General features: G+C 38.8%; 22 protein-coding genes and 1 pseudogene. 2 read left to right on the top strand and 21 right to left on the bottom strand.

The genetic code is table 11. From position 1 onward, the window contains the following. Positions 1-14 precede the first annotated feature (14 nt). From H8S17_RS00480 to H8S17_RS00445, 8 genes and pseudogenes are all read right to left on the bottom strand, one after another. Entirely contained in the window at positions 15-1,040 is a 1,026-nt protein-coding gene (locus H8S17_RS00480) for an ABC transporter substrate-binding protein (RefSeq protein ID WP_186865775.1), read from the bottom strand. 329 nt (positions 1,041-1,369) lie between these two features. Then, positions 1,370-2,131: a DUF6033 family protein gene (locus H8S17_RS00475; RefSeq protein WP_243237920.1), complete on the bottom strand. Its 762-nt coding sequence runs from the start codon at positions 2,129-2,131 to the stop codon at positions 1,370-1,372. Between the two features lie 136 nt (positions 2,132-2,267). Then, positions 2,268-2,654 (bottom strand): annotated as a pseudogene (locus H8S17_RS00470) (MerR family transcriptional regulator). Between the two features lie 137 nt (positions 2,655-2,791). Then, complete coding sequence (locus tag H8S17_RS00465; protein ID WP_186865773.1) at positions 2,792-3,445, bottom strand: helix-turn-helix domain-containing protein; 654 nt, start codon at positions 3,443-3,445, stop codon at positions 2,792-2,794. Positions 3,446-3,624: 179 nt separating this feature from the next. Beyond that, a complete protein-coding gene (locus tag H8S17_RS00460; protein WP_186865772.1) occupies positions 3,625-5,064 on the bottom strand; it encodes a DUF4367 domain-containing protein in 1,440 nt (479 codons plus the stop codon). Further along, the gene (locus H8S17_RS00455; protein WP_186865771.1) at positions 5,061-5,546 is read right to left on the bottom strand and encodes an RNA polymerase sigma factor; all 486 of its coding nucleotides are present in this window, start codon (positions 5,544-5,546) and stop codon (positions 5,061-5,063) included. Before H8S17_RS00455 ends, H8S17_RS00460 begins: the two co-directional genes overlap by 4 nt. 167 nt (positions 5,547-5,713) lie before the next feature. After that, positions 5,714-6,250 carry an HD domain-containing protein gene (locus tag H8S17_RS00450; RefSeq protein WP_243237919.1) on the bottom strand — a complete coding sequence of 179 codons (537 nt, stop codon included), beginning with the start codon at positions 6,248-6,250 and terminating at the stop codon, positions 5,714-5,716. Positions 6,251-6,259: 9 nt separating this feature from the next. Beyond that, positions 6,260-6,781 carry a nitroreductase gene (locus H8S17_RS00445; protein ID WP_186865770.1) on the bottom strand — a complete coding sequence of 174 codons (522 nt, stop codon included), beginning with the start codon at positions 6,779-6,781 and terminating at the stop codon, positions 6,260-6,262. Positions 6,782-6,986: 205 nt separating this feature from the next. Between H8S17_RS00445 and H8S17_RS00440 the strand changes: the two genes are divergently transcribed. Continuing rightward, on the top strand, positions 6,987-10,706 hold the full coding sequence (locus H8S17_RS00440) for an immunoglobulin-like domain-containing protein (RefSeq protein WP_186865769.1): 3,720 nt from the start codon (positions 6,987-6,989) through the stop codon (positions 10,704-10,706). Between the two features lie 99 nt (positions 10,707-10,805). On the opposite strand, the gene H8S17_RS00435 is transcribed toward H8S17_RS00440, so the two are convergent. The 5 genes from H8S17_RS00435 to dcm form a co-directional block, all read right to left on the bottom strand. After that, positions 10,806-11,636 carry a TrmH family RNA methyltransferase gene (locus tag H8S17_RS00435; RefSeq protein WP_186865768.1) on the bottom strand — a complete coding sequence of 277 codons (831 nt, stop codon included), beginning with the start codon at positions 11,634-11,636 and terminating at the stop codon, positions 10,806-10,808. A gap of 319 nt (positions 11,637-11,955) precedes the next feature. Continuing rightward, positions 11,956-13,083: a DNA cytosine methyltransferase gene (locus H8S17_RS00430; RefSeq protein WP_071143608.1), complete on the bottom strand. Its 1,128-nt coding sequence runs from the start codon at positions 13,081-13,083 to the stop codon at positions 11,956-11,958. A 20-nt stretch (positions 13,084-13,103) separates the two neighbouring features. Continuing rightward, positions 13,104-14,867 carry an ATP-dependent nuclease gene (locus H8S17_RS00425; protein WP_071143607.1) on the bottom strand — a complete coding sequence of 588 codons (1,764 nt, stop codon included), beginning with the start codon at positions 14,865-14,867 and terminating at the stop codon, positions 13,104-13,106. Positions 14,868-14,906: 39 nt separating this feature from the next. After that, positions 14,907-15,785: an Eco47II family restriction endonuclease gene (locus H8S17_RS00420; protein WP_009461554.1), complete on the bottom strand. Its 879-nt coding sequence runs from the start codon at positions 15,783-15,785 to the stop codon at positions 14,907-14,909. Continuing rightward, complete coding sequence (gene dcm / locus H8S17_RS00415; RefSeq protein ID WP_186865767.1) at positions 15,786-17,018, bottom strand: DNA (cytosine-5-)-methyltransferase; 1,233 nt, start codon at positions 17,016-17,018, stop codon at positions 15,786-15,788. A gap of 181 nt (positions 17,019-17,199) precedes the next feature. Here dcm and H8S17_RS00410 point away from each other — a divergent pair, with 181 nt between their 5' ends. Further along, positions 17,200-17,658, top strand: a complete 459-nt coding sequence (locus tag H8S17_RS00410) for a very short patch repair endonuclease (protein WP_009461558.1) — start codon at positions 17,200-17,202, stop codon at positions 17,656-17,658. Positions 17,659-17,705: 47 nt separating this feature from the next. On the opposite strand, the gene H8S17_RS00405 is transcribed toward H8S17_RS00410, so the two are convergent. The 8 genes from H8S17_RS00405 to H8S17_RS00370 all read right to left on the bottom strand — a co-directional run bounded on the left by H8S17_RS00405 (position 17,706) and on the right by H8S17_RS00370 (position 23,628). Further along, positions 17,706-18,080, bottom strand: a complete 375-nt coding sequence (locus H8S17_RS00405; protein WP_071143605.1) for a TnpV protein — start codon at positions 18,078-18,080, stop codon at positions 17,706-17,708. 4 nt (positions 18,081-18,084) lie between these two features. After that, positions 18,085-19,500, bottom strand: coding sequence for a plasmid recombination protein (locus H8S17_RS00400; RefSeq protein ID WP_279287786.1), 1,416 nt, complete (start codon positions 19,498-19,500; stop codon positions 18,085-18,087). 191 nt (positions 19,501-19,691) lie between these two features. After that, on the bottom strand, positions 19,692-19,919 hold the full coding sequence (locus H8S17_RS00395; protein ID WP_071143603.1) for a DUF5348 domain-containing protein: 228 nt from the start codon (positions 19,917-19,919) through the stop codon (positions 19,692-19,694). Positions 19,920-20,036: 117 nt separating this feature from the next. Beyond that, on the bottom strand, positions 20,037-21,374 hold the full coding sequence (locus H8S17_RS00390; RefSeq protein WP_186866176.1) for a virulence-associated E family protein: 1,338 nt from the start codon (positions 21,372-21,374) through the stop codon (positions 20,037-20,039). Beyond that, complete coding sequence (locus tag H8S17_RS00385) at positions 21,319-21,993, bottom strand: CHC2 zinc finger domain-containing protein (protein ID WP_173898731.1); 675 nt, start codon at positions 21,991-21,993, stop codon at positions 21,319-21,321. Before H8S17_RS00385 ends, H8S17_RS00390 begins: the two co-directional genes overlap by 56 nt. 187 nt (positions 21,994-22,180) lie before the next feature. Continuing rightward, the gene (locus tag H8S17_RS00380) at positions 22,181-22,351 is read right to left on the bottom strand and encodes a hypothetical protein (RefSeq protein ID WP_173821400.1); all 171 of its coding nucleotides are present in this window, start codon (positions 22,349-22,351) and stop codon (positions 22,181-22,183) included. Between the two features lie 19 nt (positions 22,352-22,370). Next, positions 22,371-23,423: a site-specific integrase gene (locus H8S17_RS00375; RefSeq protein ID WP_008705153.1), complete on the bottom strand. Its 1,053-nt coding sequence runs from the start codon at positions 23,421-23,423 to the stop codon at positions 22,371-22,373. Between the two features lie 13 nt (positions 23,424-23,436). Further along, on the bottom strand, positions 23,437-23,628 hold the full coding sequence (locus tag H8S17_RS00370) for a helix-turn-helix domain-containing protein (RefSeq protein ID WP_009243123.1): 192 nt from the start codon (positions 23,626-23,628) through the stop codon (positions 23,437-23,439). Between the last annotated feature and the right edge of the window lie 57 nt (positions 23,629-23,685).

Here is a 23,685-nt window from a genome sequence, read left to right as displayed (position 1 = left end):
GCCCTGTCCTCTATCTAGTATACTCTCTCATCAATATATTGTGCTGCATTGGTATAATCATAGACACTTTCCCTGGTATAGTACTTTTTATCAACAGCAATACCTGCCTCTAAATCCATGATCACCTGTTCTACATTACCTGCCAGTAATGGGTTACATTCGATCGATGCATGTAACTTTCCAGCCATCATCTTCTGAAATGCTTCTCCTAATGCATCAAAAGAGATCATGATGATCCTGCCGTTTGGTCCATAAGACGCACCTGCCTGTTCTAACGCTTTCATGGCTCCAAAGATCATATTATCATTTTCTGAAATGATCACATCGATCTTGTCTGCATCTGTTTTCCCTAAGATTTCCTCCATGACGCTCTGTCCTTCGCCCTGTGTAAAGTTCGCACATTCACTGGCAACAACTTTCCAGTTATCATGGGCAGCAATCCCTTCTGCGATTCCTTCTGCCCTGCCGATTGCAGCTGTCGCACCTTCTGTACCTTCTAATACGACGATATTGAGAGGATCCTTACTCCTGCCATTTTCAGTAAGATAATTTTCCAGCCATTTAATTGCCTTTTTTCCTTCTTCATGGAAATCCGAACCGATCCATGTGACGTATTTACTCTCATCTACTTTAATCTGCCGGTCTGCTACAATGACCGGTATCCCTGACTGATTCGCTTTTTCAATGGCATCGTCCCATCCGGTTTCTACGATCGGCTGTACAATAATGTAATCGACTTTCTGCTGGATCAGATCATACATTGCCTTAATCTGTCTGTCCGGACTTGAGTTGCCATCCACATAGATCAGATTGTATCCCCGTTCTTCCACAAATGTATTCAGATAATCTTCTGTATTCGCATCCCGCCAGTCGGACTCTTTTCCTGTCTGGATCAGTCCGATCTGGATCAGCCCATCCTCGAATTCCGGAGCTTCTCCACGAACGATCTGCGGTTCGTTCTCTTCCGTTTGTATATTGCACCCAGATAACCCAAGAAGCATAGCCCCTATACACATACCTGCTAATAATCTTCTCTTCATCCTGATTCCTTCCTGCCATATCACTTTACTGTCTGCGTTAATTCCAATACTTCTATATAATATCAATATTCCTATACAATTTTTCTTAGACTATGAAGTGAGTGTCAATAAGTATAAATTGCTTATTTGTGCAAGCACAAACGCAATTTGTAATTTTGACACTTACATTAATATTATACTCTGCAAAAACATATAATTCAAATAGAATTGATACTTTTTATCATATCCGATTGTACCACAAATAGTACCATTTTCCTATGCAGTAAAAAAATTCAGTTATTCGTTTCCGAACAACTGAATTTTCTCTCAATATCTATTTTTTTCTGACATTACCAGCGGTAATCAATATGCTGTCCTACCTGCTGTTCTGCTTCCGTCTGTACATTGTCACTTCTGCCTGCGAAATCATAATCTTTGATCTTTTGTATCAATTCTTCGATCGAACTTGCAGTGATCATAATAGTATCTTCATCTTCGGTATCATCTGTCTGTTTCGATTCCTTCAGCTTTTCTTCTTTTTCTTTCTTCTCGGCTTTTTTCTCAGCCGCTTTCTTTGCTTCTTTCTTCTCAGCTGCCTTTTTCTCTATACGTGCTTTCTGAGCAGCAGATGATTTCTCTAGTACTGCAAAAAATGATGCTGTTCCTCCATCATTGATCTTCATGCCATAGCCTTTGACATTACTGCTCTGACCGGATGCCTCGATCTGCGATTTCAACTGTGATAAACCAGATGCCGCATTGCGGATGATTCCTTCATACTGCTTTCTGTAGTTTTCATCGGCTGCCATACGCTCTACTTTTTCTTCATCGATCAAAACTACCATCTTACCTGCATTTGCATAAGAAGCTGCATTTGCCTGTGCATTTGCTTTCTGATCTTTGCTTACTAAGATGAAATCCATATTGGAATATTTCTTCTTAAGCTTCTCATAATAAGCGGCGGCTTCTTTTGAGAGCTTTGCATCGCCTATCGTCTTGCCATAATCTGCTGTTTTCTTTGCCTCTGTGGACTTCGTCTTGTCTGTTTTGGCTTTGCTTGATGCTGTTGCTTCATAAGCATTTTTTAATACCGTACTGTTGTCTACTTTCATCTCCGGACTCCTTTCCATGCTTTTGTTCTGTCACGCAGCAAATCCGTTTGCTTATCCGTGCCTTATTTTGTACTCTTTTAACGCTTGCTTCATATATTATATCGGCATTTTAGCGTGCCAGTTTAGTTGACATTTTTTAATCTGAACACTTATCCCATACGAGCCTGCCGGTCTTTACTGCTTCCTCGTATCGGGATATTTTATAAGAAAGTTTTTTCATCGTTGCTTCGATCTTATCTCTCTGCTCTTATAAAACTTCCATCTGATTATTTAATAATTCTAATCTCGCCGGAATCGTTTCATCTCCTTTTTGATACAACTGGAGATATTCGATCATTGCTTCTATCGGAAGTCCTGCACTCCGCATACAGAGTGCAAGCTCTACCCATTGCAGATCGCTTTCCTGATAATCACGTATACCGCCGGCAGTCCTTGTCACCTCCGGAATCATCTTGATTCTTTCATAGTATCGTAATGTATCTGGTGTAATATCATATTTTTCCGCAACTTCCTTGATCGTCATTGTACTCTATCTTCCTTACCTGTTTGATAGTATCAGTGTACAACCAGAAGTCCACTCTAAGTCAAGTATTTTTTATGTACAGGACTATACCAGCACTATGCTTGTTACTGTTCACACCTAACAGTGTGACCAGTAACCTATGCTTTCTTCTGCTGCTCCATTGTAAAAAAGATCAGATATGCCACAGATGAATAGAATAATGTTAATACACACATTGCCAGATTCGGCCCGATCGTACTCAGATCTTCAATTTTGCCCATTGCGCAGACGAATTGAAACAGACTTGACACCAGACCGGCCGGCAATACGATTTTTCTTAAAACAACAATGACTTCCTGCCATTTATATCTGCCGCTTAATAAAACGATACCGATACATAATAATGTCGGTGTCAGCAGAGATGGCACATCTAAATACCAGCCTAATTTCACAGTACAAGTGATACACATAAATCCAACTGCCAGCAGAACGATGAAAATACCTGCTGCATACTGCTTTTTAAATAATTTTTTACGCTCCTGATTCTCCTGTAAAAGATTCATAATATTTTCCTCCGCTTTTTTCGTATAGTCTTCCGAAGGCAATTTTTCACCGGAAATAAGTTCATTTACACTGATCTCAAGCACCTCACATAAAGATGCTAAAATACCTGTATCCGGAACGCTGTTTCCATTTTCCCACTTGGATATGGTCTTATCACTCACACCGATCTGCTCGGCTAATTCCTTCTGCGTCCATCCTTTTTCTTTTCTTGATCTTTGAATAAATTCACCTATCCTGTTCTGATTCATAGCAATTCCCTCCGTTTTGTTAAGATGTACGCTTAAAATCTTTCGTTTTAAAAAATTCTAAGCGTACAAAAAAGCTGCAGCTCATGATTTCAGTGTATACAGCCTGACGGGAAAAAGCAATCTATGAGATGGCGAATGTACTCTCTGATGTAGAGAATATGTCCTGTTTACCGGTTCTCTTATTGTTCCCGTATATCTACGATGCCCATATCAAGTGTACTCTGAGCAAATCCATATGGCATACCATCTGTACACAGATTCAGATACATATTTTTAAGATCCGGCTCATTTAAGATCCAAGCCATATTCACCGTCACGCTCTCCCCCGGTTTTATGGACGCAATATAATTGTTGCCATTTTCAGTATCACAGGTTGTACTACAATATTCCATTTCCTGCATTCCTGCCACACTATCACCAGTGATGCGCTCATACCCTTTGCTAATATCACCTGTATCTGTCATATAAATCTGATACCTTCCATTTTCATGGTGTAAAAGCATAATGCTTCCATAATATAACATATCCTTGATCTCTGTGTCTGAATGATTTGTATAGGTAACCGTAGCATAGATTAACTTCTGTCTGACACTCTCTGTTTTGACAACTTCATCTAATGTATTAACTCCATCTCCTGACTTAATATAAGAAAGATGGTTTTTTACAAATTTTCCATCAGCACCGACTGCATCTTTCCACTCATTTGGACAATCTTTTTCTGATAACAGACTAAGATCATCTGCGATCTGAATGGAATCTACACATACAGACATCTGCTCTCCCTCCTGCCTTTCAGGAAATGTGATCTGTGTTCCGACATCATATACTTTTACCTTATCATCCTCTATTTCTGTAAGTGGTTCATCTTCGGCACTTTCTTCTACATTCTTCTCATTAGAAATCACATCTGCCCACGTATAGGCACCCTGTGTTTCAAATGTTGTATCTAATTCTGTGATCTTGATATTTTCGGCAACCTTGATCGCATCATCTTTGGATACATCATCTCCAATATATACCATGATCACACGAAATTCTTCCGGGCATAGCAGATAGATCCTCTGTGTAAACGAACCACTGTTGACTGTATCCTGATATTTTAAATACACACCTTCATATTTTCCAAATTTTCTCTTTTCACTTTCCACAACACCGGTATCTACCATAAGTTCATCAACATTATCTTCATCCATGACCACTGCTGAAAACGAAAATCCTCCCTGATACGGTGTTTCTGCCAAAGTCAGATGATCTTCATCCTGCCATTCCATTCCATTTGGGATATAATCTGTCGAAATTCGGATATCATGCAGCGTTTCCGGCATATATCCCTGACTGTCATCAGCTGTTTCTATTCCTGTTGCAATACTGTATTTTCCCTGCTGTTCGATATACATATGATATATCCGGACACCTGCATAAGCTGCTGTTGAAACTGCGGTCACACAGACGATCACTATCGCAGCAACTTTACTCAATGTCCATACTTTTTTCTTTGGTCTTTTCATCTGAACAATGTTATCTGCAGTATTTAATTGTTTTTCTACTTCACTCTGGACTAATGTATGGATAAAATCCGGTGTTTCTGGAACATGATATTTCATTTCATCTAATCTCATATATATGCCTCCCTTTTCTGCAGTTCTTCTTTCATTTCCCTGCGTGCCCTTGCAAGCCGTTTCTGTACTGCTCCCTCTGAAATATGCAGGATCTGTGCAATCTCTTTAATACTGAAATCTTCCATATAATATAAAACAACCGGTATCTGTAATTTTTCTTTTAGTGCATGTATCGTGTCATACAATTCACTGTAATCTGTTGTTTCTTCTGTCTGATTTAAACAGTTCTTCCTTCGATCCTTCAGCAGTTCCTGCCTGTTCTCTTTCCTCAAAATGTTATAACATTCATTGATCAATATCCGTATCAGCCATGTTTTGGCATAGGCATCTTTTTTCAATGTCGGAAGCTTCACAAAAGCTTTTACAATAGTTTCCTGAATCGCATCTGCACAGTCATGATCACTGTACAGTATTGTCTTAGCCGTAGCATAAAATTGACGCTCCGATGCAAGGATCAACGTCCCTAATTCTTCTTTTGTCATAGACCACTACCTCTTTCTTTGCCGGCCAGCAATGATTAATTACATAGATTAGACGATGTCACTCCAAAAATATCCCCTCTTTTAAAAATTTTTCAAAAAAAATAACGTACGACTCCTGCCGGTATATTTTGTTCTGCCATATACCTGTTAGAATCGTACGTAATTTCTTATCTCAAATAAAACATACGGAATAATCTTCTGCTAATCAAAAACCGTATCAGGTTCAACTGCAAAGGTTTGATTGTTTCTTCTGTTGCACAGACCTTATCTGCAAGACACACGATCCATGCCTCTCTGCATACCGGCGGCACCGGTGTCAATGGAAACATATGTCTTAAGATGATATTTTTCTGACGTTCATTTAACTCATAATCTTCATTTGCATTTTCTAACGCCCGTGATGGATGAAAAAAGCCATGCCACTTATGGGAATCATCTTTTTCATGCCAGTCATATAAAAAATAATCATGCAGTAATGCGCCAACGATCAACGAACGCCTGTCCACCGTGATCTTAAAAAGTTCTGCGATCACAAGGCTCATAACTGCTACCCGCACGCAATGCTCATACACACTGATATCGCCATGCTGGATGCACTGTTTCATACATTCCATCCGTCCGGTCTTTTCTAATTCCTTCATGACCACATCTACTTCATCTTTCTGCGGCTGCATGACATCATATTCTACTGTTTTATTTTTCATTCATGCTCCTTACCGCACATAATGTACATAATCTGCTTTACGGGCTGCTGCTTCTTTGACTTTTCCATCTGCATATCCGATCACGCAATGTCCGATACCTTCATAATCCCCTTCAATGCCAAGGGATTTTAAAATTGCTTTTCCTTCTTCGGAATCAAATTCTTCTTTTGCACGATGTATCCAGCAGCTTCCAAGTCCTTCTGCATGTGCTGCTAACATTAAATTGCCCATAACCAGACTGCCATCATACAGATGCGTCGGTATGGAACGGTCTGCTAACACGACTAATACAACCGGTGCACCATAAAATGGATCTGCCTGACTTCCCATGATCTTACGGTTCATCTCTGACAACTGATCTCTTAATTTTTTATCTGTAACGGCTAAAATGATCGGTGCCTGTCTGTTCATTCCGCTTGCTGCATAGGTTCCTGCTTCTATGATCCGCTCTAATACATCTTCCGGCACCATATCCGGCTTGTAACGTTTTACGCTTCTTCTCGTTTTGATTGCCTCAATTACTGCATTCATCGTTTTTACCTCCTGCATAAAGATAAATCTTACGCTTTCGTATTTCATAGTTACGCATCGACCTTAATTCCGGTGTCATTATAATACGAAATTTTTTTATCCGCAAGAGTTACCATTCCAAAAGCATATCTTTTTATGTTATACTAATTATATCTATACACCGCCTGACAGGCATCGACAATCTATCATTTTAAGGAGGGTATCCATGAAAAAAAGAACCCGGGCATTTATTTCACTTGCTATGACGGTATGTCTTACATTATCAAATTCCATGCTTGCCACAGCATCTGAAACAAATGACACAAACAACAAAACTTTACTGACACAGGAAGATCTTGATTCTGCCCTGCATGAGGAGGGGCTCACAAGATCTTTTGAACGTGCCTCGGTACACGATCCATCTATTGTCACCACAACCGATAAAGATGGAAAAACACTCTATTATGTCTTTGGAACACATATGGCTGTTGCGAAAAGTTATGATCTGACGAACTGGGAACAGGTATATGACGGTTATAAAAAAGACTCACCTCTGTTTGGAACGATAAATGAAAAAGGGGAAACCGTTCCAATCTCCTTTGACACAGCCTTTGAAAACAATGCTTATACAGGAACCGTAACGACAAACATCGATGGTTCTTTATCCCAGACTGAATTTGGCTACTACAATGCCAAAGCATGGCACACCGCATTAGATAACTATCATGTAGATGGAAACTTATGGGCACCAGACGTTATTTATAACAAAAAAATGCAAAAATGGACGATGTACATGAGTTTAAATGGTTCTCAGTCAAACTCTGTGATCGTACTTTTAACAGCAGATGATATCGAAGGACCATATGTCTATCAGGGGCCTGTCGTTTACAGTGGTTTCTATAATTCCTCAGAAGCACTATCCTATATGAATACGGATCTGGAATTAGTCTACGGAACCTTAAATTCGCTGCCTGAAAAATATAACTTAGCAGACCGCAATGCATGGGGAAACTACTGGCCTCACGCCATCGATCCCTGCGTCTACTATGACGAAAACGGTAACCTGCGAATGACTTATGGTTCATGGTCTGGCGGTATTTATGAACTGATGCTGGATGAAACGACCGGACTAAGAGATTATTCCGTTACCTATGAAGATGTGCAGTCAGGGCAGAACATCACCAGCGACAAGTATTTTGGAACTCATCTTGCCGGCGGCTATTATGTGTCCGGAGAAGCTTCTTATATTAAATTTATCAATGGCCGGTATTATCTTTTTGTTACAAATGGCGATTTAGGTGCAGATGGCAATTACCAGATGCGTGTATTTTCTTCTGACAATCCAGATGGACCTTTTTTAGATACCAAAGGTGAGAGTGCCATTTATGATTCCTATAAGATCAATTACAATTCCAACTATGGACATATCTATTCCGGTACAGACAATGGTGCAGAAGGTTCTACTGCAGGTGCCAGACTGATGACCAATTATAAGTGGAATTTCATGGATGCCGGTGAAGTATCACAGGGACACAATTCCGTTCTTGTCAATGATGATGGTGCCTTTGTCATTTACCATACCCGTTTTGATAACGGAGTTGACGGACATGAACTTCGTGTGCACCAGCTTTATACCGTAGGCAATGGTTCCCTTGTAGCTGCACCATGCGAATACGATGCACTTTTAAAAGATAAAGCTTCTTATACAAAAGAAGAAACAGGCGGTTCTTACGATGTTATTTTTGGAAAATATGATACTAACCCACACTGGGTTGGCGGGAAAAAATCAGATGGCGGTTCTCTGATGTACGCGGGTACCACCGACTGTGAAACTCCAATACAGCTTACACTTGCACCAGATGGAACAGTCATGTCAGACGATGCCAGACTCGGCAGCTGGTCACTTGCAGATGATGGAAAATATGCGACTGTTACCATAAACGATGCCATAGATGATGAACATCTTGCCGGAACCTACCAGTGCATTTTTATCGAACAGAATACGAGTGGCAAACAGACGACCTGCTTTACCGGTATCAACGAAGCCTCCGGTATCAGTATCTGGGGCTGTGCAAATGAGATCAGTGATACAAGGGCGGTCGCACTTACAGACTTAAACCTGCTCAATACGATCCCTGAAAGAACATCTTCGAAACTATCTTTACCGACTTCCGGTATTTCCGGTTCGACGATCACATGGTCTTCGAATGCTCCAGCGATCATCAGCAGCACCGGTGTTGTCAAAAAAGCTGCTCAGGATACCAAAGTAACTTTAACAGCTACGATCAGCAAAGGTGATGTCTATTTTGTGGAAAAATTCTCTGTTATCGTTACCGCGCAGGATATTTCCATGGGAAATATGACCGTCAAGCTGCCTTCTGCCGATTTTACCTGCGAAATGGATAACCCATTTTATGGACAGACCATCAATCAGTTATATATACACTATACGATTACGTTAGATAAAGCCTCTAAATTAGACGGACTTGCAGATATTCTCCGTTTTTACAATAGTCGAGCCAAAGAAAAGGGCGAGTCCCTCTCCCTGCTGTCAGCACCTTATCTCACATACCAGACAAGTGATGGTGCTTCGATCGATTTTCATAAACCATCGGATACGCAGTCAGCAGGCTTGTCAGCTGATACTCCGGTCACCTGCGAGATTTTGATCGACCGTAAGACAAACAACATTACCTTTACCACAAATGGAACAAAAGTGGTCTTTTATGAAGAAGACATTACACAAAAAGGGATTACTACAGCTACACTTTTAGACAGCATTTCTAAAAACTGTGACACCTTTAGCTGGGGATCTGCAACTAATACAGAAATCGGTACGTTAGAAGATGTGATCATCACTGATACTGCGCCTGTCAACCAGACATTTACAGAAGACAGTTATCAGATCACCCCGGACTTTGAACCGGTCGTTATGGCAAATGCCTTTGACGGAGAAGATATCTCATTAGCAGAATTAGAATATACGGTCAGTTATGAAGGAGAAAGCATTGATTCCTATGCCGGACTGTTTGCTTTTTATCCGACAGATGTATCCGGACGCATCAGTTTCCATACGATGCCTTATATCTGTTATAACGATGGTAGTTCTAACTGGATCGATATAAAACCTTCCACTGCTTCTGACACGATTACAGGTAACAGCACGTATACCTACAAATATATCCTGACAAAAGACAAATTACGTCTGTATGTCAATAACGAACGTGTCTTTACCAGTGAGAACAGCAGCGGTGCCACTTATGAAAATCTGCTCAATTACATGTCCAAATGTGCTTATCTGAGCATGGGTGTAAATGCAGACACCTCATTCTGGTACAATAATTCCAAGGTCACCGCTGAAATATCGAACCTGCATTTTGGCATCAATGCTGTGTCAAAAGTACATCCGCCTTACGTCACCATACCGGTAAAAGATGATAATGGCAGCGATACAAAGCCTGATCCACCAACAAATCCAGATGCAGATAAAAACAACCAGCCGGGAAAAGATCCTAATACAGATTCCGGCAACAGTAACAGCAATACCAATAGCAACACCAGCACGAATAATACCGGCAATAATAACAATACTCCAAACAATATTTCCGACAGTAAAAACCAATCGGACACCCCTGCCGGCAGTCAGAAGGTTTCCGTTAAAAAAGTAACGCTGAAATCTGTGAAAAATAAAAAAGGCAGGAAAGCGCTTGTAAACTGGAAAAAGGTATCAAATGCTTCCGGCTATGCGATCCAGTATTCTACAAGCAAGAAATTTAAAAAGCCTATTACTGTAAAAGTAAAGAAAGCTAAGACTACATCCACAACATTAAAGAAGTTGAAAAAAGGCAAGACCTATTATGTTCGGGTACGTGCTTATAAAACCGTAAGTGGTACGACCTATTATGGTAAATACAGTAGTGTTAAAAAAGTCCGCATTAAAAAATAGGGTTTAGGTATTTTCGATGTATACAAAAAGGAGTTGTTGCACTAAGTAACGATTTTTTATCGTTCAAGTGACAACTCCTTTTATATTAATCTGCTCACCCTAATCTGCCCTATGATTTCCAAGCTGCCAAAAAGTGACTGCTCCGGCTGCCGCAACATTGAGTGAATCTACTCCATGTGACATCGGGATCATAACTGTATAATCACAGTCTGCGATCGTATCAGATGAAAGTCCATCGCCCTCTGTGCCTAGTATGACTGCCAGTTTCTTTTCACTATTTAACTGTGGATCATCGATGCCTACGCTGTCTTCTTTTAATGCCATTGCAACAGTCTTAAATCCCAGTTGCTCTAATTCGTAAATTGTCTGTCTAGGCCATATCCCATCATCCTTTGGCAACACCATCCATGGTATCTGAAATACGGTTCCCATACTGACACGGCTTGCACGCCGGTAAAGAGGATCACTGCAACCACCTGTCAGGATCACTGCATCCATGCCAAGTGCCGCTGCACATCGGAACAATGCCCCTACATTTGTCGGGTTGACCACTTCTTCTAAGATTGCTATACGTTTTGCTCCCTGACAGACTTCTTCCACTGTCGGCAGCGTTTTTCGGCGCATTGCGCACCAGAGTCCTCTTGTCAGATGATAGCCCGTAAGTTTCGATAACACTTCGTCTTCTGCAACATAGACCGGAATATCTCCCATACGCTTGAAAATTCCCTCTGCCTGTGTAAGCTGACCTCTCTCTGCCAAAAAAGATACTGCTTCATATCCGCCATCTAATGCTCTTTCAATCACCTTTGGGCTCTCAGCGATAAACAATCCCTGTTTTGGTTCGTAAATCGTTGCAAGCTGCTTCTCGGAAAGTTCTGTGTAGATTGTGAGTTCCGGAATATTTAAGTTTGTTATGTCTATAATCTGCATGGTGGTCCTTTCTGTGGTTCGTTCATTGCTGTAGGGGTTTTATTGTATTTTAGCATAATATTTATTGTGGCGGCTATGGATTGGGAATTATTAGTACCAAATTAGTATCAAAAAAGGACTTCCAATAACGGAAGCCCTTGATTTTAAGCTATTTTCGATTACTCGATGATTGTAGCAACACGTCCTGATCCTACAGTACGTCCACCTTCACGATATCAGACCGGTGTATTGCGGTGTACAAATGGTGATTTTTCGTGTAATTTGTGTGGGAAAATCCAGATTTTCCGTTGTGTCCGTGTGGTTTTTGGGGATTTTGTTATCATGGTGTTATCACTCCCTTGGCCTGGGCTTCCAAATAATCCTCATATAATCCCATATAATTTATAATAACCTTTCCGCTTGCCTGTGCTAATTTAGGAGGAACCGCATTTCCTATTTGCAAACTCATTTCGCCCATGTTTCCCTGAAATTCAAATTTATCATCAAAAGATTGTAATCTTGCTGCTTCACGTATAGACAATCCTCTATTTTGTGTTGGGTGACAATAACGCCCTTTTGAAATAATTGTGCAGCCAGAAGTAATTGTAGGTGCTGGCTTGTCTGGATCTATAATTCCATATGTGTCTGTGTACGATACATTTTCCTTTTTATGACATTCAAGTTGTAATTCTTCCGAAATCATTTCACGATTTCCTCCATGAAGTCGGATTTCTTGCAACCGTTCAATATTTGTTTCCGATAAACTACGTGCTTTATGATTTTTTATTATACTATCATCATAACTTTCCCCAGCCCCTAGTATTGGCAAATCAAATATCGCTTTTCGAACAGTTACCCATTTTCTATACCCTTTCTTTTTTTCTTTAGAATGAGTCGGCTTCGGTAATATTTTTTGTTTTTCTTTATCTAATCCTAAATTATCATATACATCATTACGTATTCCATGCAACACCAATCGTTTTCGTATTTGTGGCACACCAAAATCCGCAGCATTTAACGTGGCATACTCAACATGATAATTTTCTTCTAGTTCTTTTACTACATTTTTAAATATTTCTTTACCAACCCCAGTAGACATTCCTGGAACATTCTCCATTAAAATAAAGGAAGGTTCCAATTCATTTATTATTCTAATATATTCATATACTAATTCATTCTTTTCATCATTGGCATCTCTTTTTCCTAAACTTGAAAAACCCTGACATGGCGGACAACCCGCAAGTAAAAAGTTATCACGCCTATTTATTCCAGTTAATTCAGTTATTTTTTCTCCAGTAACTTTTTTTATATCTTCTTTCAATACTTTAGTGCGTTTCAAATTACATTTATATGTTTTCAAAGCTTTTTCATCAATATCTACACCCAAGCATAATCTGAATCCACTTTTCTTCAATCCTGTCGATAGTCCACCCGCTCCGCAAAACAGATCAATCGCTTTGAATTTCATAAATGTTACCACCTCTATACTTATTTCTTATATATTTCATTTACAATTTCTTCCACCCTTTTCTTATTTGAGCTATCTTCCATGCTCCATTTATATGCCAGCTTTTGTATAAGATCATTTATATGCTCTTCGTTTCCATAATCTGCTTCTGAAATGGTCGCAAATATCTTTTTCGCATTGTCATTCGTAATATCTACTTTTTCGTTCACTATACTTGGATATTGCTGCTTTACATATTGAGATTCCAGTAAAATTTTTTCTGGTATAGATTTACTTGGCAAGTAAAATACACTATCTGTATAATATTTAAGATACTCTTTATATGCAGCAATCTCCTGATCTTCTCGCTTTCCACCATTTCCACCATCAACATATGCTTGAATATCCACTCCGTATGCTTTTTTCACACATTCTTTCATATATGAAACATCTTTTTCTTGTTTCACAGTCAATTCCTCTGCATTATAAACGTAATCCGTTTGCATATCACCATCTAATACCAAAAATACTCTTTCTTTAAAGAAATCATGTGTAACAAATGTTGGCAAATATTTTGTAAGTAATGTTTTTTCACCACCCGGATTAAATTCCACATCAAAATATTGAGTTTTATCCATTCTTTTCAATACTTGCTCTACAATATTTTTTGCTGCAAAATCTTCACAAAATATTATTTTCTTATCAGATACACAATCTTCCAAATCATAAAATGCTTCTCTGTAATCAACATTTTCTTTCACTTCAAATCTTCCCTGCGAATTTGTAATATACAATTTAATCGCTTCTGATGGCATATCTCTAATCAATATAGGCGAATGCGAAGATATAACTACCTGTAATTTTTTTCTCTTTGTTACTTCTAGTAAATACTCTTTGAGTTTTTCCTGTGCTCCCGGATGAATTGAGACTTCTGGCTCATCCAAAAGAATCAAACTATATTCTTGCGCTTCTTCAATCTTTTTTACCAACTGAATTACAGCAACTTCTCCACTTCCAGCATTAGCTTCCGAATATCTTGATGATAGTTTTGTTTTTACATAAATTGATGTACCTGGATTTTTAAACAATGAATGTTCAGCAACTTTAATACTCACATACTCTTTACCCAGAATAGAACTGATTTTCTTTTTCATTTCATCATTGAGTTCTTTAACAACACCTACTTTTTCATCTGGAGCCCCTGGGAAACGCATTGCTTCTCCATTAAACAGTCTATTCAAATACTTCGAACGTTTTCTTAGCAAATCCTTTTTACCCGAAATGTCTCCTTTGGCAAAATGGAATATTTTATCAAATGCACTTACTTCTGCTCTAAAGTCTAAATATACAACTTCTTTCTTTACAGGATCATTTCTTGTCTGTGCAGTCATCCCATCCTTTTTTATTGGTTTTGAGGTTTCCCAATAATCGGGATCTTCTTCTTTTGTTTTAGATCCTCTTCTCATTCGAGTTTTCATTACTTCTTTTATTTCTGATTGTTTATCTTCCCGATAGCCATAGAAAAATCTATTTTTTCCCTCTCCACCAGTTTCTTCTATAGGATCTACTTCTGTAGAAAACCAAAAATCTGCACATGTTTTCCAATAAGGCGCACCATATAAAGCATGTAAAGTTGAACTTTTTCCTGATCCATTCTTCCCTACCAATATTGTTATTGGAAATTCCAGATTAATTTTTGTTCCTGGAACTAAATTCTTATAATAAGGGAATACTATGTACTCAATATACTTCTTAAATGCACCATTTTCTTTCATATTTTTTATAGTATCAATTTCTTTGTCCATATTTTTTCCTTCGTAATTATCTATTTTCATTTTTCAATTCTATTTTAACCGTTTCACATATTCATAAATCCGTTTCAGCATTCCATCTTTATCTTCTCCTAATTCTCCACGGATTTTGTCACCAAATCCCATATACGTATTGAATCCAAGCATATATACAGCCATTGCCATAGACAGCTCGTCGTTTTCATCACCATACAATGATGCCACTTTTCTCAATTCATCAATAACCGTATCGTGTGGTACTTCTACACCGCCTTCTTCATTTACAACAGAATTAATCACCTCTGGCAACGCCATACACATCTTATAAAATGCATCTTCTTCACCAGTAAGAATTGCATAAAACTGATCCATGCTTACACGGCGAATCAATCTATGCTGTACATTTTTCCCATCCACTTTTGTTGACCATTTTATATTCTGTGATTTCTTTGCAATTGCTTCAACCAACAGACACGCACAATCATCGTCCTCCAGAATCTGTCCTTGCATTTTTATATATGTTTTTGCGGAAGATGCAGAATTCATAGTATTGTGTTTGTTTTTCATTTCCACATATATTGTATGTACAATATCTCCGTCTGGCATTTGTATTCCATCTGGATTTCTGTAAATAACATCCCACCCTGCCTGTGGGACTTCGCAACCTTTGAAATACGAAAAAATATTTTGATGAAAATATCCTATATCATTATTATTAGACTTATCTCTCTGCCGGAAAATTTCATTATTTACAATTTCCTCCCAGCTTGTACGATATACCGATTTATCAAAAATCAGCTTGATTGGATCAATCAGATTACTGTTGAATCGCTTCAAATCATACGATTCTAGCTTTTCTCCATATTTCATAATCGTTGCACGCACATGCTTCTTAAAATCTTCTTCTGATATAAAATCTAAATTCCACGCCATTTATTTTACCCCCTCTAATGATTTATGTATCTCCAACCCAATTTCATATGCTAAGTTGACAGGAACAGCATTTCCAACCTGTTTATACTGAGATTGAACACTTCCACAAAACTGCCATTCATCCGGAAATGTTTGACATCTTGCATTCTCACGTACTGTAAACGGTCTTGCTTCCAATGGATGACATCTTTCTGTTTGCTTCTGAGACGGTGAAGTCAATACCGTCAATGATGGTTCATCCAGACTCATTCTCCTAAGAATTCCTGTTCTTCCGCCTTCCATATCCCAACAGCTTTTCATATATGCTTTTGCAATCTCTGGATCAATATCTCTCCAATATCCTCCAGGTGGAACTAATTCAAATATTTTTCTTTTATTTTCTCCATATGGTACTCCTGGCCCTTCTGGACAATCCAATAAAACATCTCTCAAAACAGGCTTATAATCATGTTCTTTTGGAAATGAGAATGAAACTTTTCCCACTAAATCATTTCTAATTCCAACAGTGATTAGTCTCTCTCTCTTCTGTGGCACACCAAAATCCCACGCATTTAAAACTTTTTTCTGAATGGTATATCCCGCCTGTTCAAAAATATTTGTTATCGTTGCATATGTTCTTCCTTTATCATGAGTCAGCAAGCCTCGCACATTTTCAAATAAAAACATCTTTGGCTGTAATTTCTGTAAAAAAGTTGCATAGTGATAAAAAAGTGTTCCTCTCGCATCTTCGAGTCCTAATCTTTTTCCAGCATATGAAAAAGCCTGACACGGTGCCCCTCCCGATAATAAATCCAGATCTCCTTTTTTTATGCCAAAATACTCTTCCAAATCCAAACAAGATATATTAGCTATATCATCATGAATAACTCTCCAGTTCGACCTATTGATCTTTAAAGATTCTGCAGCATCTTTATCAAACTCTATTAGTCCCAATGGTTCAAATCCAGCTTTTTCTATCCCTAAAGCCAAACCGCCAGCTCCCGCAAACAATTCTATGGTTGTAAATGCATCACTATCGATTTGTTTTGGTTCTTCTTTTTGTATCTCTACAACATCTTCTATCTTGCAATTTAATGTAAAACATATTTTTTCTATTGATTCAAATGAAACTGGCTCATTCTTTCCTAATCGAGCTAACACATTAAAACTTATTCCTGACGCTTCCTTCAATTCTGTGCGGTTCATTTTTTTATCTATCAGTAATTTCCATAATTTGTCATAACAAATCGCCATTAAAATTCCTCCAAAATCAAAAATAGTACAACTCATATTTTATCATATACTACAATTAGCAACAAGCAATTTTCTCACCATATCGTTAGATTTCCTCTTATATGTTTCTTAACCCGTTTGCTATTTCTCCTGTTTTTTGATAATATATTCTCATCAGTTCGGGCAGAAAGAAGGTACCTATATGTCGCGTGATTCCGCTACCGTTTCAAACAATATGCGTAAGATTCACAGTAAAGATACTTCCATAGAACTATTGCTCCGAAAAGCTCTATGGCACAAAGGTTATCGCTATCGTAAAAATTATAAAGCTCTCCCTGGTTCTCCTGACATTGTTCTTACCAAATATAAAATTGCTATTTTTTGCGATAGTGAATTTTTTCACGGAAAGGATTGGGAAATTCTCAAGCTTCGGCTTGAAAAAGGGAAAAATCCAGACTTTTGGATCAAAAAAATCGAGCGAAATCGTAATCGTGATTATGAAAATGATAAAAAACTTCTATTCCTAGGCTATACTGTTCTTCACTTCTGGGGGCAAGACATTTCCAAACATACAGATGAGTGTTTACAAGCCATTGAAGAAGCCATTTGGGATACAAAATTTTCTGATACAGCCACTGACTATGATATATCCGAAGAATAACCGCCTATACAGTAGGCTGTCCACAACGCCTGCAGACAGCCTCTCTCCTACATAAAGATTATATTTTTATATACTATTTCTTCAGCAGTTGCTTTGATATTATTCATCCTCCTCACCCATTCCATCTGATCCTGCATCTTCAGTTCTTCCGTCACGCCCCACTGTTCAGCCATCTGCTCTACTAGCTTTTCAACCTTTTCTCTGACCTCTTTATCGACCTGATTCAAATGCTCCGTCAGTTTCCCGGTCAGTACCAGATACTGATACCTGGCACTCCTATGTTCCTTCAAAAACTGTTTTCGCATTATTCCATATTTCCCATATGTGGGTTCTTCCTCATTGATTTCCAGATCCGGCAGATAATAATCTCCATGCAATGTGTAACTCAGTCCGTTCTTTTCATCATAAATTTGTTTCTTCATATTCTTACAACTCCATTCCTCTGTACTTTGCTTTATTCTTCTTAATTTGTGCATTGTGTTCTTCACTTCGTTCTTTCGCCCACGGTATACGATCACTTATTTTTTTCGGCATCTGCGCTTTCTGCTTTTTCGCTTCAAGTTCCGCCTGCATCCGGATATCGTCCTGCACCAGTCTTTCTACCATATCTTTCCCCAACATGCGTAAAAGTCGGTTATATCTGTCTGCAATTCCCTGCAGTATTTCTTTCTCACCAGACAATTTCTGATAATCTTTCTGAACTTCTGCCAGTTTCTTTTTTGTTTTTTCATGCTCTTGCCTTTTCTTCTGAAACTTACTTTTCCAACTATCTCTTTCTCTTGTGAGTTCTTTCACCTGTGCAGCCATCGCACCGATTTTGTTTTTCATTTCAATAAACAGTGGTTTGATTTTCTTTTCCCGGTAAGTTACCGCACGTTCCAATGCTGTAGCTTCCGGTAAAAATGTTTTGACCATTCCATATTCTTTTATTTCCTTACTGACATTATCCATCACCGGTTGCAGAAATTCTCTTCTGTCTTCCAGTTTTTTCAATTCTGTTTCTGCTTTCTCAGCACGTCTTTCCGCTGTTTCTTTATCTTTCTGGAACTGAATTTTTTCTTCTTCCAGAAGCTTAATATCTGCCCTTGCGTCCGCAATCTGAGAAGTCAGACCTTCATTCTCTGCTGTCAGATTTTCTTTTTCCTGTTCCAGTTCCTGCACTTCCTTCTTACGCTCTTTCTTTTTGAAATTGTAAACATCCAGATGCTCTTCATGTGTACCTTTCTGCTCCCATTCAATTCCATGCTGCATTGCAATTTCTGCCAGCACTTCTTTTTCATGATTTATCCACTGATTCAGTTCTGTATCATGCTTATTTCCACCTTGAAACCCAAGACTTTTCAATGCCTGTTTCAGTGAAACTCTGGTATCCATTCCTTTTCCCTTCCAGTTGGTCACATAAGGTACAAAGTCAATATGCAGATGTGGAGTAGCTTCATCCTGATGCAGATAGCAGCTAAATACCCGAAGTGTCGGATTCCGCTTCTGGAAGTCTTTCACATATTCGTCCAGTACCTTTACAGCCAGATTTCCTTCTGACGTTCCCACCGCCATATCCTCACGATTTCCTATCTGGAATATCACTTCATGAAACAGCTTCTCCTGTTTGCCCTGTCGGATTTTTTCATAATAATTTGCAATTTGCCGGTTCTTTCTTTTCCCGACATTGTATCTCTCAACCGCATCGTCAAACAGCTCTTTATAAACTTCCTTCAGATTCTCATTCTTATAACAAATGTTCAGTTGTACTCTGTCCGGATCTACATTTTCTGCTACAAAATCCCGTCTGTTATGAGCCAGTGAACCGGCTCCGATCATGCCACTGATTGTTCGTTTCATCATAAATTTTCTCACCTCTTTTCTGTTTGAGTGCCAGATATGGCACATAATTTTTATTTACGCCAGACATGGCAATATTTAAGAAACTTTTGCCGGATACGGCGGTTTTGTTACTTTTGTCAAAAGTAACGCAAAAGCACTTTCGACAGCCGTACCGTCCATCAAAAGTCCCCTTGCGCCCTGCCGGGGGCAATTTATCCCGATATTCTCGCCTGCACATATTCCATATCTCCGCAGTAAGGTGTCCCCACCAGATACCATTCTCTTGCCAGATTCATCTCCATTCTGGTCTGTACCCATTCATCACCTACCAGCACTTCCAGTCCTTCTCCACAGTGAAATCCTGTATCAATCCATAAGTCTGATGATAATAATCCATATCTTCCATTACTACTGTTGTATCCTAATCTTCCCTGTTTCATCATTTTCTGCTCCTTTCCAGTCTGTAAACGGAATTTGTAAACGGAGTTCAAAAGATTTTAAAAGTTAACGTTTTAAGTTTTTTCTTCAAGTTCCGTTTACATCGTTTACAATAATCTTTACTCAAACGGTATTTCCAACTGTTCCGGTACTTCTATAAATCCGTCTTTATCTTTCTTCACCGAATCTTCCATCCGTTTCCATGACCGCTGTATTCCATATTCCTTTCCGAATCGGTGTGTACCATGTGGTTTCCAGCCTACAATCGCATTGTTCATAATATTAGCAATCTCTTTACCTTCCCACTGTTTCATTTCTCCGGTTCGATGTAGCGCTTCATCGAACAGAATTCTTGTACATACATAATCGTCATCGTAGTCATCAAGAAATGCCTGTATGATTCCGGCATTGGTATCTTCCGGCATAAATTCTTTCTGCAGACGCTTTGCCTCTTCCTCAATTTCCTTTGTAAATCCTAAGAACACATTTCCCTGTCGATACAGTACCATTGCCTCTGCCCAAGCCTGTTCGATATAGGCTTTGCTCTCTGCCTCATTGTCCAGAATATGAACTTCTGCTTTCAACATATCTGTCATCACCGGAGCAAATCGTCTGTTTCCGGTTCTGTCCAGAGGAAGAAAATTCAGATCATTTGAAGTACCGCAAAATACACACTGTCTCGGTCTGTCTTCCGGGTGAACTTCATAAGGTACCTTGTAGGTTTCTTTCTGTCTGCTCAGAAACGATTTTATCTGTTCAATATTCTTTGCTGTGACAGTTGCCTTCATTTCTCCCATTTCAATAATCCAGTGGTTCTGCAGTTTTCTGTAAATGTTTTCATCATCCAGATGATCCAGATTATCACTGAACCATTCTTCTTTTATCGCCAGATATTTGAAAAATGTAGACTTTCCGGCTCCCTGACTTCCAACCAGACACAGCATAATGTCATATTTTATTCCCGGTTCATAAATTCTCGAAATCGCTGCCACCATGTGCATTTTCATTACTCCGACTGTGTAGTTGCTCTTTTCTGCTCCCAGGAAATGCGGAAGCATATTTTCTATTCTTGGAATTCCGTCCCAAACCAGGCTCTCCAGATAATCTCTGATTGGGTGATATTTATTTTCATTGGAAACAATATCTACTCCCGCTTTGATCACACGCTCGCTTGTCAGTTCATAATTTTCTTCCAGATACATCTTCAAATTATTTTCATCAGTATCTGTAACCGTAGGACTGTTATTTCTCCGTTCCCAGGGCACCTCTTTCACAATGTCCATTCTTCCAGAAAGCTCATTTCGTTTAATCGCTTTTTTCAGCACTGGATCTTTTTGTAATACGGTTACACAATTTCTGATTGTCTGCTTTGTTCTTCCTTTATCCGTATGCTCCAACATATCATTGACATCTTCTGTTGTAAGCATCTCCTCGTTCACAATATCTTCTAATTCCATTAAGGACTTCTCGCTGATATTCGTTAATTCTTTCTTCAATTTTTTCAACCTCCCTTCTCTTCATCTTGAAAAATTCTACAATTTCTTCTCCCGTTCCAAACATCAGCACGTCCAGATAGTCATTTATCTTTCTTTCATTTGCCAATGCCTCCGTAAATAACTCGTGCCATTCTTCTTCCGGTTCTGGTCTGTAAAACTCTTTCCAGAACTGAATCCATTTCAGATATCTTATCAGCACGTCTGTTGCATGTTTCAACCACTGCTCCAGTTTTTCTCTGATCATCACAACTTTAGGTTTCTTTGATATCAAAGTATTCCTGCTTTGGTGCATCCTTTTGTATTTGTTTCTGTCTTCGATTTTTATATCCAGTCCAAAATCTTCTATCATCTTTTTCGCGGCTTCATACTGTGATATTCCAAATAACCTTGCTGTAAAATCTATCGCATCACCGCCCACTCCACATGCAAAGCAGTGATATATTTTATCTGCCTTCATACTTGGGTGTCGGTCTTTATGAAACGGACAACACGCCATTCCATTTCTTTTTACTTTAATCCCATAATGCTCCGCAGCCTGTCTGGCTGTCACACATTCTTTTACCTGTTCAAATAATGTCACTTCTACCTCCTGCCCCTCCGAGCAAGTCTCCGATGAACAGATATTCGGGAATTGTTGTATCTTTCAATTCGTGATATACTTAATCTGCCAAGATGGTATATCAGTGAATCTGATTATCAGAGAACTTGCTCAGATATTTTATCTGGGCTTTTTCTTTTTGTCTGTCAGTAGTCATAGCTTTTGCTCCTTACACAAATCTCCTTGTAGGAATAATAATGATTTCAAATTTGCTTCCGTCCTCTAATTCAAGAAGAATCACATAATCTGAATCCTGATCCGGTAAAATGGAACTTATTTTCAGCTTCTTACTGTAGTTAATTGCATCAAATATTTTTCCGACTACTTTCTTTGTTTTCATTTGCTTCTTTTCCTCCGTATTAACGTTTATTGTCCAGCATCTCAGCAACTTTTTTCTGCTGTGACGGGTACAGATGCCCATAAGTGTTCAATGTCATCTGAATGTCTTTGTGCCCCAGCCTTTCCTTGATAATCAGTGGTTCTACGCCCTGGTAGATCAGATATGCCACATGGCTGTGACGGATATCGTGCACTCTGATTGGTTTTACACCGGTCAGTGCTTCATATTTCTTAAGACGTTTCTGCAGTGTTCTCGCCACAATCGGGAACAACCGCTGATCTTCCGGAAATCCATAATGCTTCTTTGCATACTCCTGTACCTCTTCCTTAAGAAAATTGGGAATATCAATAGTCCGGACTGAATTTTCTGTTTTTGGAGTATCAATCACATCTCTTTTCTTGATCCGGTTATAGGTCTTATTGATATGCAGGAGATTTCCACTCATATCAAAATCCGAAAGACTCAATGCTAGAAGCTCTCCTTCCCTAATTCCTGTCCAGAACAGAATTTCAAATATCAGATAATCTTCACTCCCCGGCTCAATCCCGGCGATAAATCTGTCATATTCTGCTTTCGTCCAGAACTCCAGCTTATTTGCATCCGATTTCCCCATCTTTTTTACTTTCTTACATGGATTTTCCTTCAGATTGTAAATTTTCTGTGCATGATTAAACAGTGCATTTAACTGATTCTGAATCATACGCTCATAAGTCTTGCTGTATCCTTTTTCCTGAATGGCATTCTGCCACTGGATAATCTCTGCTGGTGTAATTTCATTCATTTTTCTTGTTCCAAAATATGGAACAATGTGCTTGTTCATCATGTGCTGCTTATTACGGATTGAATTTTCTTTCAGTTCATTCTTTTTATCTTCAAAATAGACTTGAATAAAACTGTTCATCTCCATTTTCATATCCGCTGCAGTCTTTCTTATGAATTCCTTTTCATAATTCAATGCTTCTTTCTTTGTCTTGAACCCTCTTTTCAGCTTCTGCGTTTTCTTACCTGTCCAGTCAATATAGCGGAAGCTCACATACCAGGTTCCCTGTGTTTTGTCTTTGTAAGCTGACATCTTAAAACCTCCTTCATACTGCTCTCTGAGAGCATCCATAAAATTTTGTTTCCCAGTAGGGACGTGGAATCTTTCCACGAACTGCTACATATCCTTCCTTTGCCAGTTCATCATTGAGCTGCTTCAGAATAGAATATGCTTTACTACGTTTCACACCTAATTCTTCCATGACATCATCAACAGTCATCATATAATTAGTTCTCATAGCGTCCTCCTTTCCAGTCACTTTTGTGACTCTTTCTTTGTTTTCTTATAATAATTC

It is taken from the genome of Roseburia zhanii, from assembly GCF_014287635.1.
In the GTDB taxonomy this organism is placed as follows: Bacteria; Bacillota; Clostridia; order Lachnospirales; family Lachnospiraceae; genus Roseburia_B; species Roseburia_B zhanii.
The sequence above is the reverse complement of the archived record's forward strand: the minus strand, read 5'-3'. Positions and strand labels throughout refer to the sequence as shown.

Coding starts and splice junctions, on each gene's coding strand:
- H8S17_RS00480 (WP_186865775.1), bottom strand. CDS start 1,040: ATGAAGAGAAGATTATTAGCAGGTATGTGTATAGGGGCTATGCTTCTT.
- H8S17_RS00475 (WP_243237920.1), bottom strand. CDS start 2,131: ATGAAAGTAGACAACAGTACGGTATTAAAAAATGCTTATGAAGCAACA.
- H8S17_RS00465 (WP_186865773.1), bottom strand. CDS start 3,445: ATGAATCAGAACAGGATAGGTGAATTTATTCAAAGATCAAGAAAAGAA.
- H8S17_RS00460 (WP_186865772.1), bottom strand. CDS start 5,064: ATGAGATTAGATGAAATGAAATATCATGTTCCAGAAACACCGGATTTT.
- H8S17_RS00455 (WP_186865771.1), bottom strand. CDS start 5,546: ATGACAAAAGAAGAATTAGGGACGTTGATCCTTGCATCGGAGCGTCAA.
- H8S17_RS00450 (WP_243237919.1), bottom strand. CDS start 6,250: ATGAAAAATAAAACAGTAGAATATGATGTCATGCAGCCGCAGAAAGAT.
- H8S17_RS00445 (WP_186865770.1), bottom strand. CDS start 6,781: ATGAATGCAGTAATTGAGGCAATCAAAACGAGAAGAAGCGTAAAACGT.
- H8S17_RS00440 (WP_186865769.1), top strand. CDS start 6,987: ATGAAAAAAAGAACCCGGGCATTTATTTCACTTGCTATGACGGTATGT.
- H8S17_RS00435 (WP_186865768.1), bottom strand. CDS start 11,636: ATGCAGATTATAGACATAACAAACTTAAATATTCCGGAACTCACAATC.
- H8S17_RS00430 (WP_071143608.1), bottom strand. CDS start 13,083: ATGAAATTCAAAGCGATTGATCTGTTTTGCGGAGCGGGTGGACTATCG.
- H8S17_RS00425 (WP_071143607.1), bottom strand. CDS start 14,867: ATGGACAAAGAAATTGATACTATAAAAAATATGAAAGAAAATGGTGCA.
- H8S17_RS00420 (WP_009461554.1), bottom strand. CDS start 15,785: ATGGCGTGGAATTTAGATTTTATATCAGAAGAAGATTTTAAGAAGCAT.
- dcm (WP_186865767.1), bottom strand. CDS start 17,018: ATGGCGATTTGTTATGACAAATTATGGAAATTACTGATAGATAAAAAA.
- H8S17_RS00410 (WP_009461558.1), top strand. CDS start 17,200: ATGTCGCGTGATTCCGCTACCGTTTCAAACAATATGCGTAAGATTCAC.
- H8S17_RS00405 (WP_071143605.1), bottom strand. CDS start 18,080: ATGAAGAAACAAATTTATGATGAAAAGAACGGACTGAGTTACACATTG.
- H8S17_RS00400 (WP_279287786.1), bottom strand. CDS start 19,500: ATGATGAAACGAACAATCAGTGGCATGATCGGAGCCGGTTCACTGGCT.
- H8S17_RS00395 (WP_071143603.1), bottom strand. CDS start 19,919: ATGAAACAGGGAAGATTAGGATACAACAGTAGTAATGGAAGATATGGA.
- H8S17_RS00390 (WP_186866176.1), bottom strand. CDS start 21,374: ATGGAATTAGAAGATATTGTGAACGAGGAGATGCTTACAACAGAAGAT.
- H8S17_RS00380 (WP_173821400.1), bottom strand. CDS start 22,351: ATGAAAACAAAGAAAGTAGTCGGAAAAATATTTGATGCAATTAACTAC.
- H8S17_RS00375 (WP_008705153.1), bottom strand. CDS start 23,423: ATGTCAGCTTACAAAGACAAAACACAGGGAACCTGGTATGTGAGCTTC.
- H8S17_RS00370 (WP_009243123.1), bottom strand. CDS start 23,628: ATGAGAACTAATTATATGATGACTGTTGATGATGTCATGGAAGAATTA.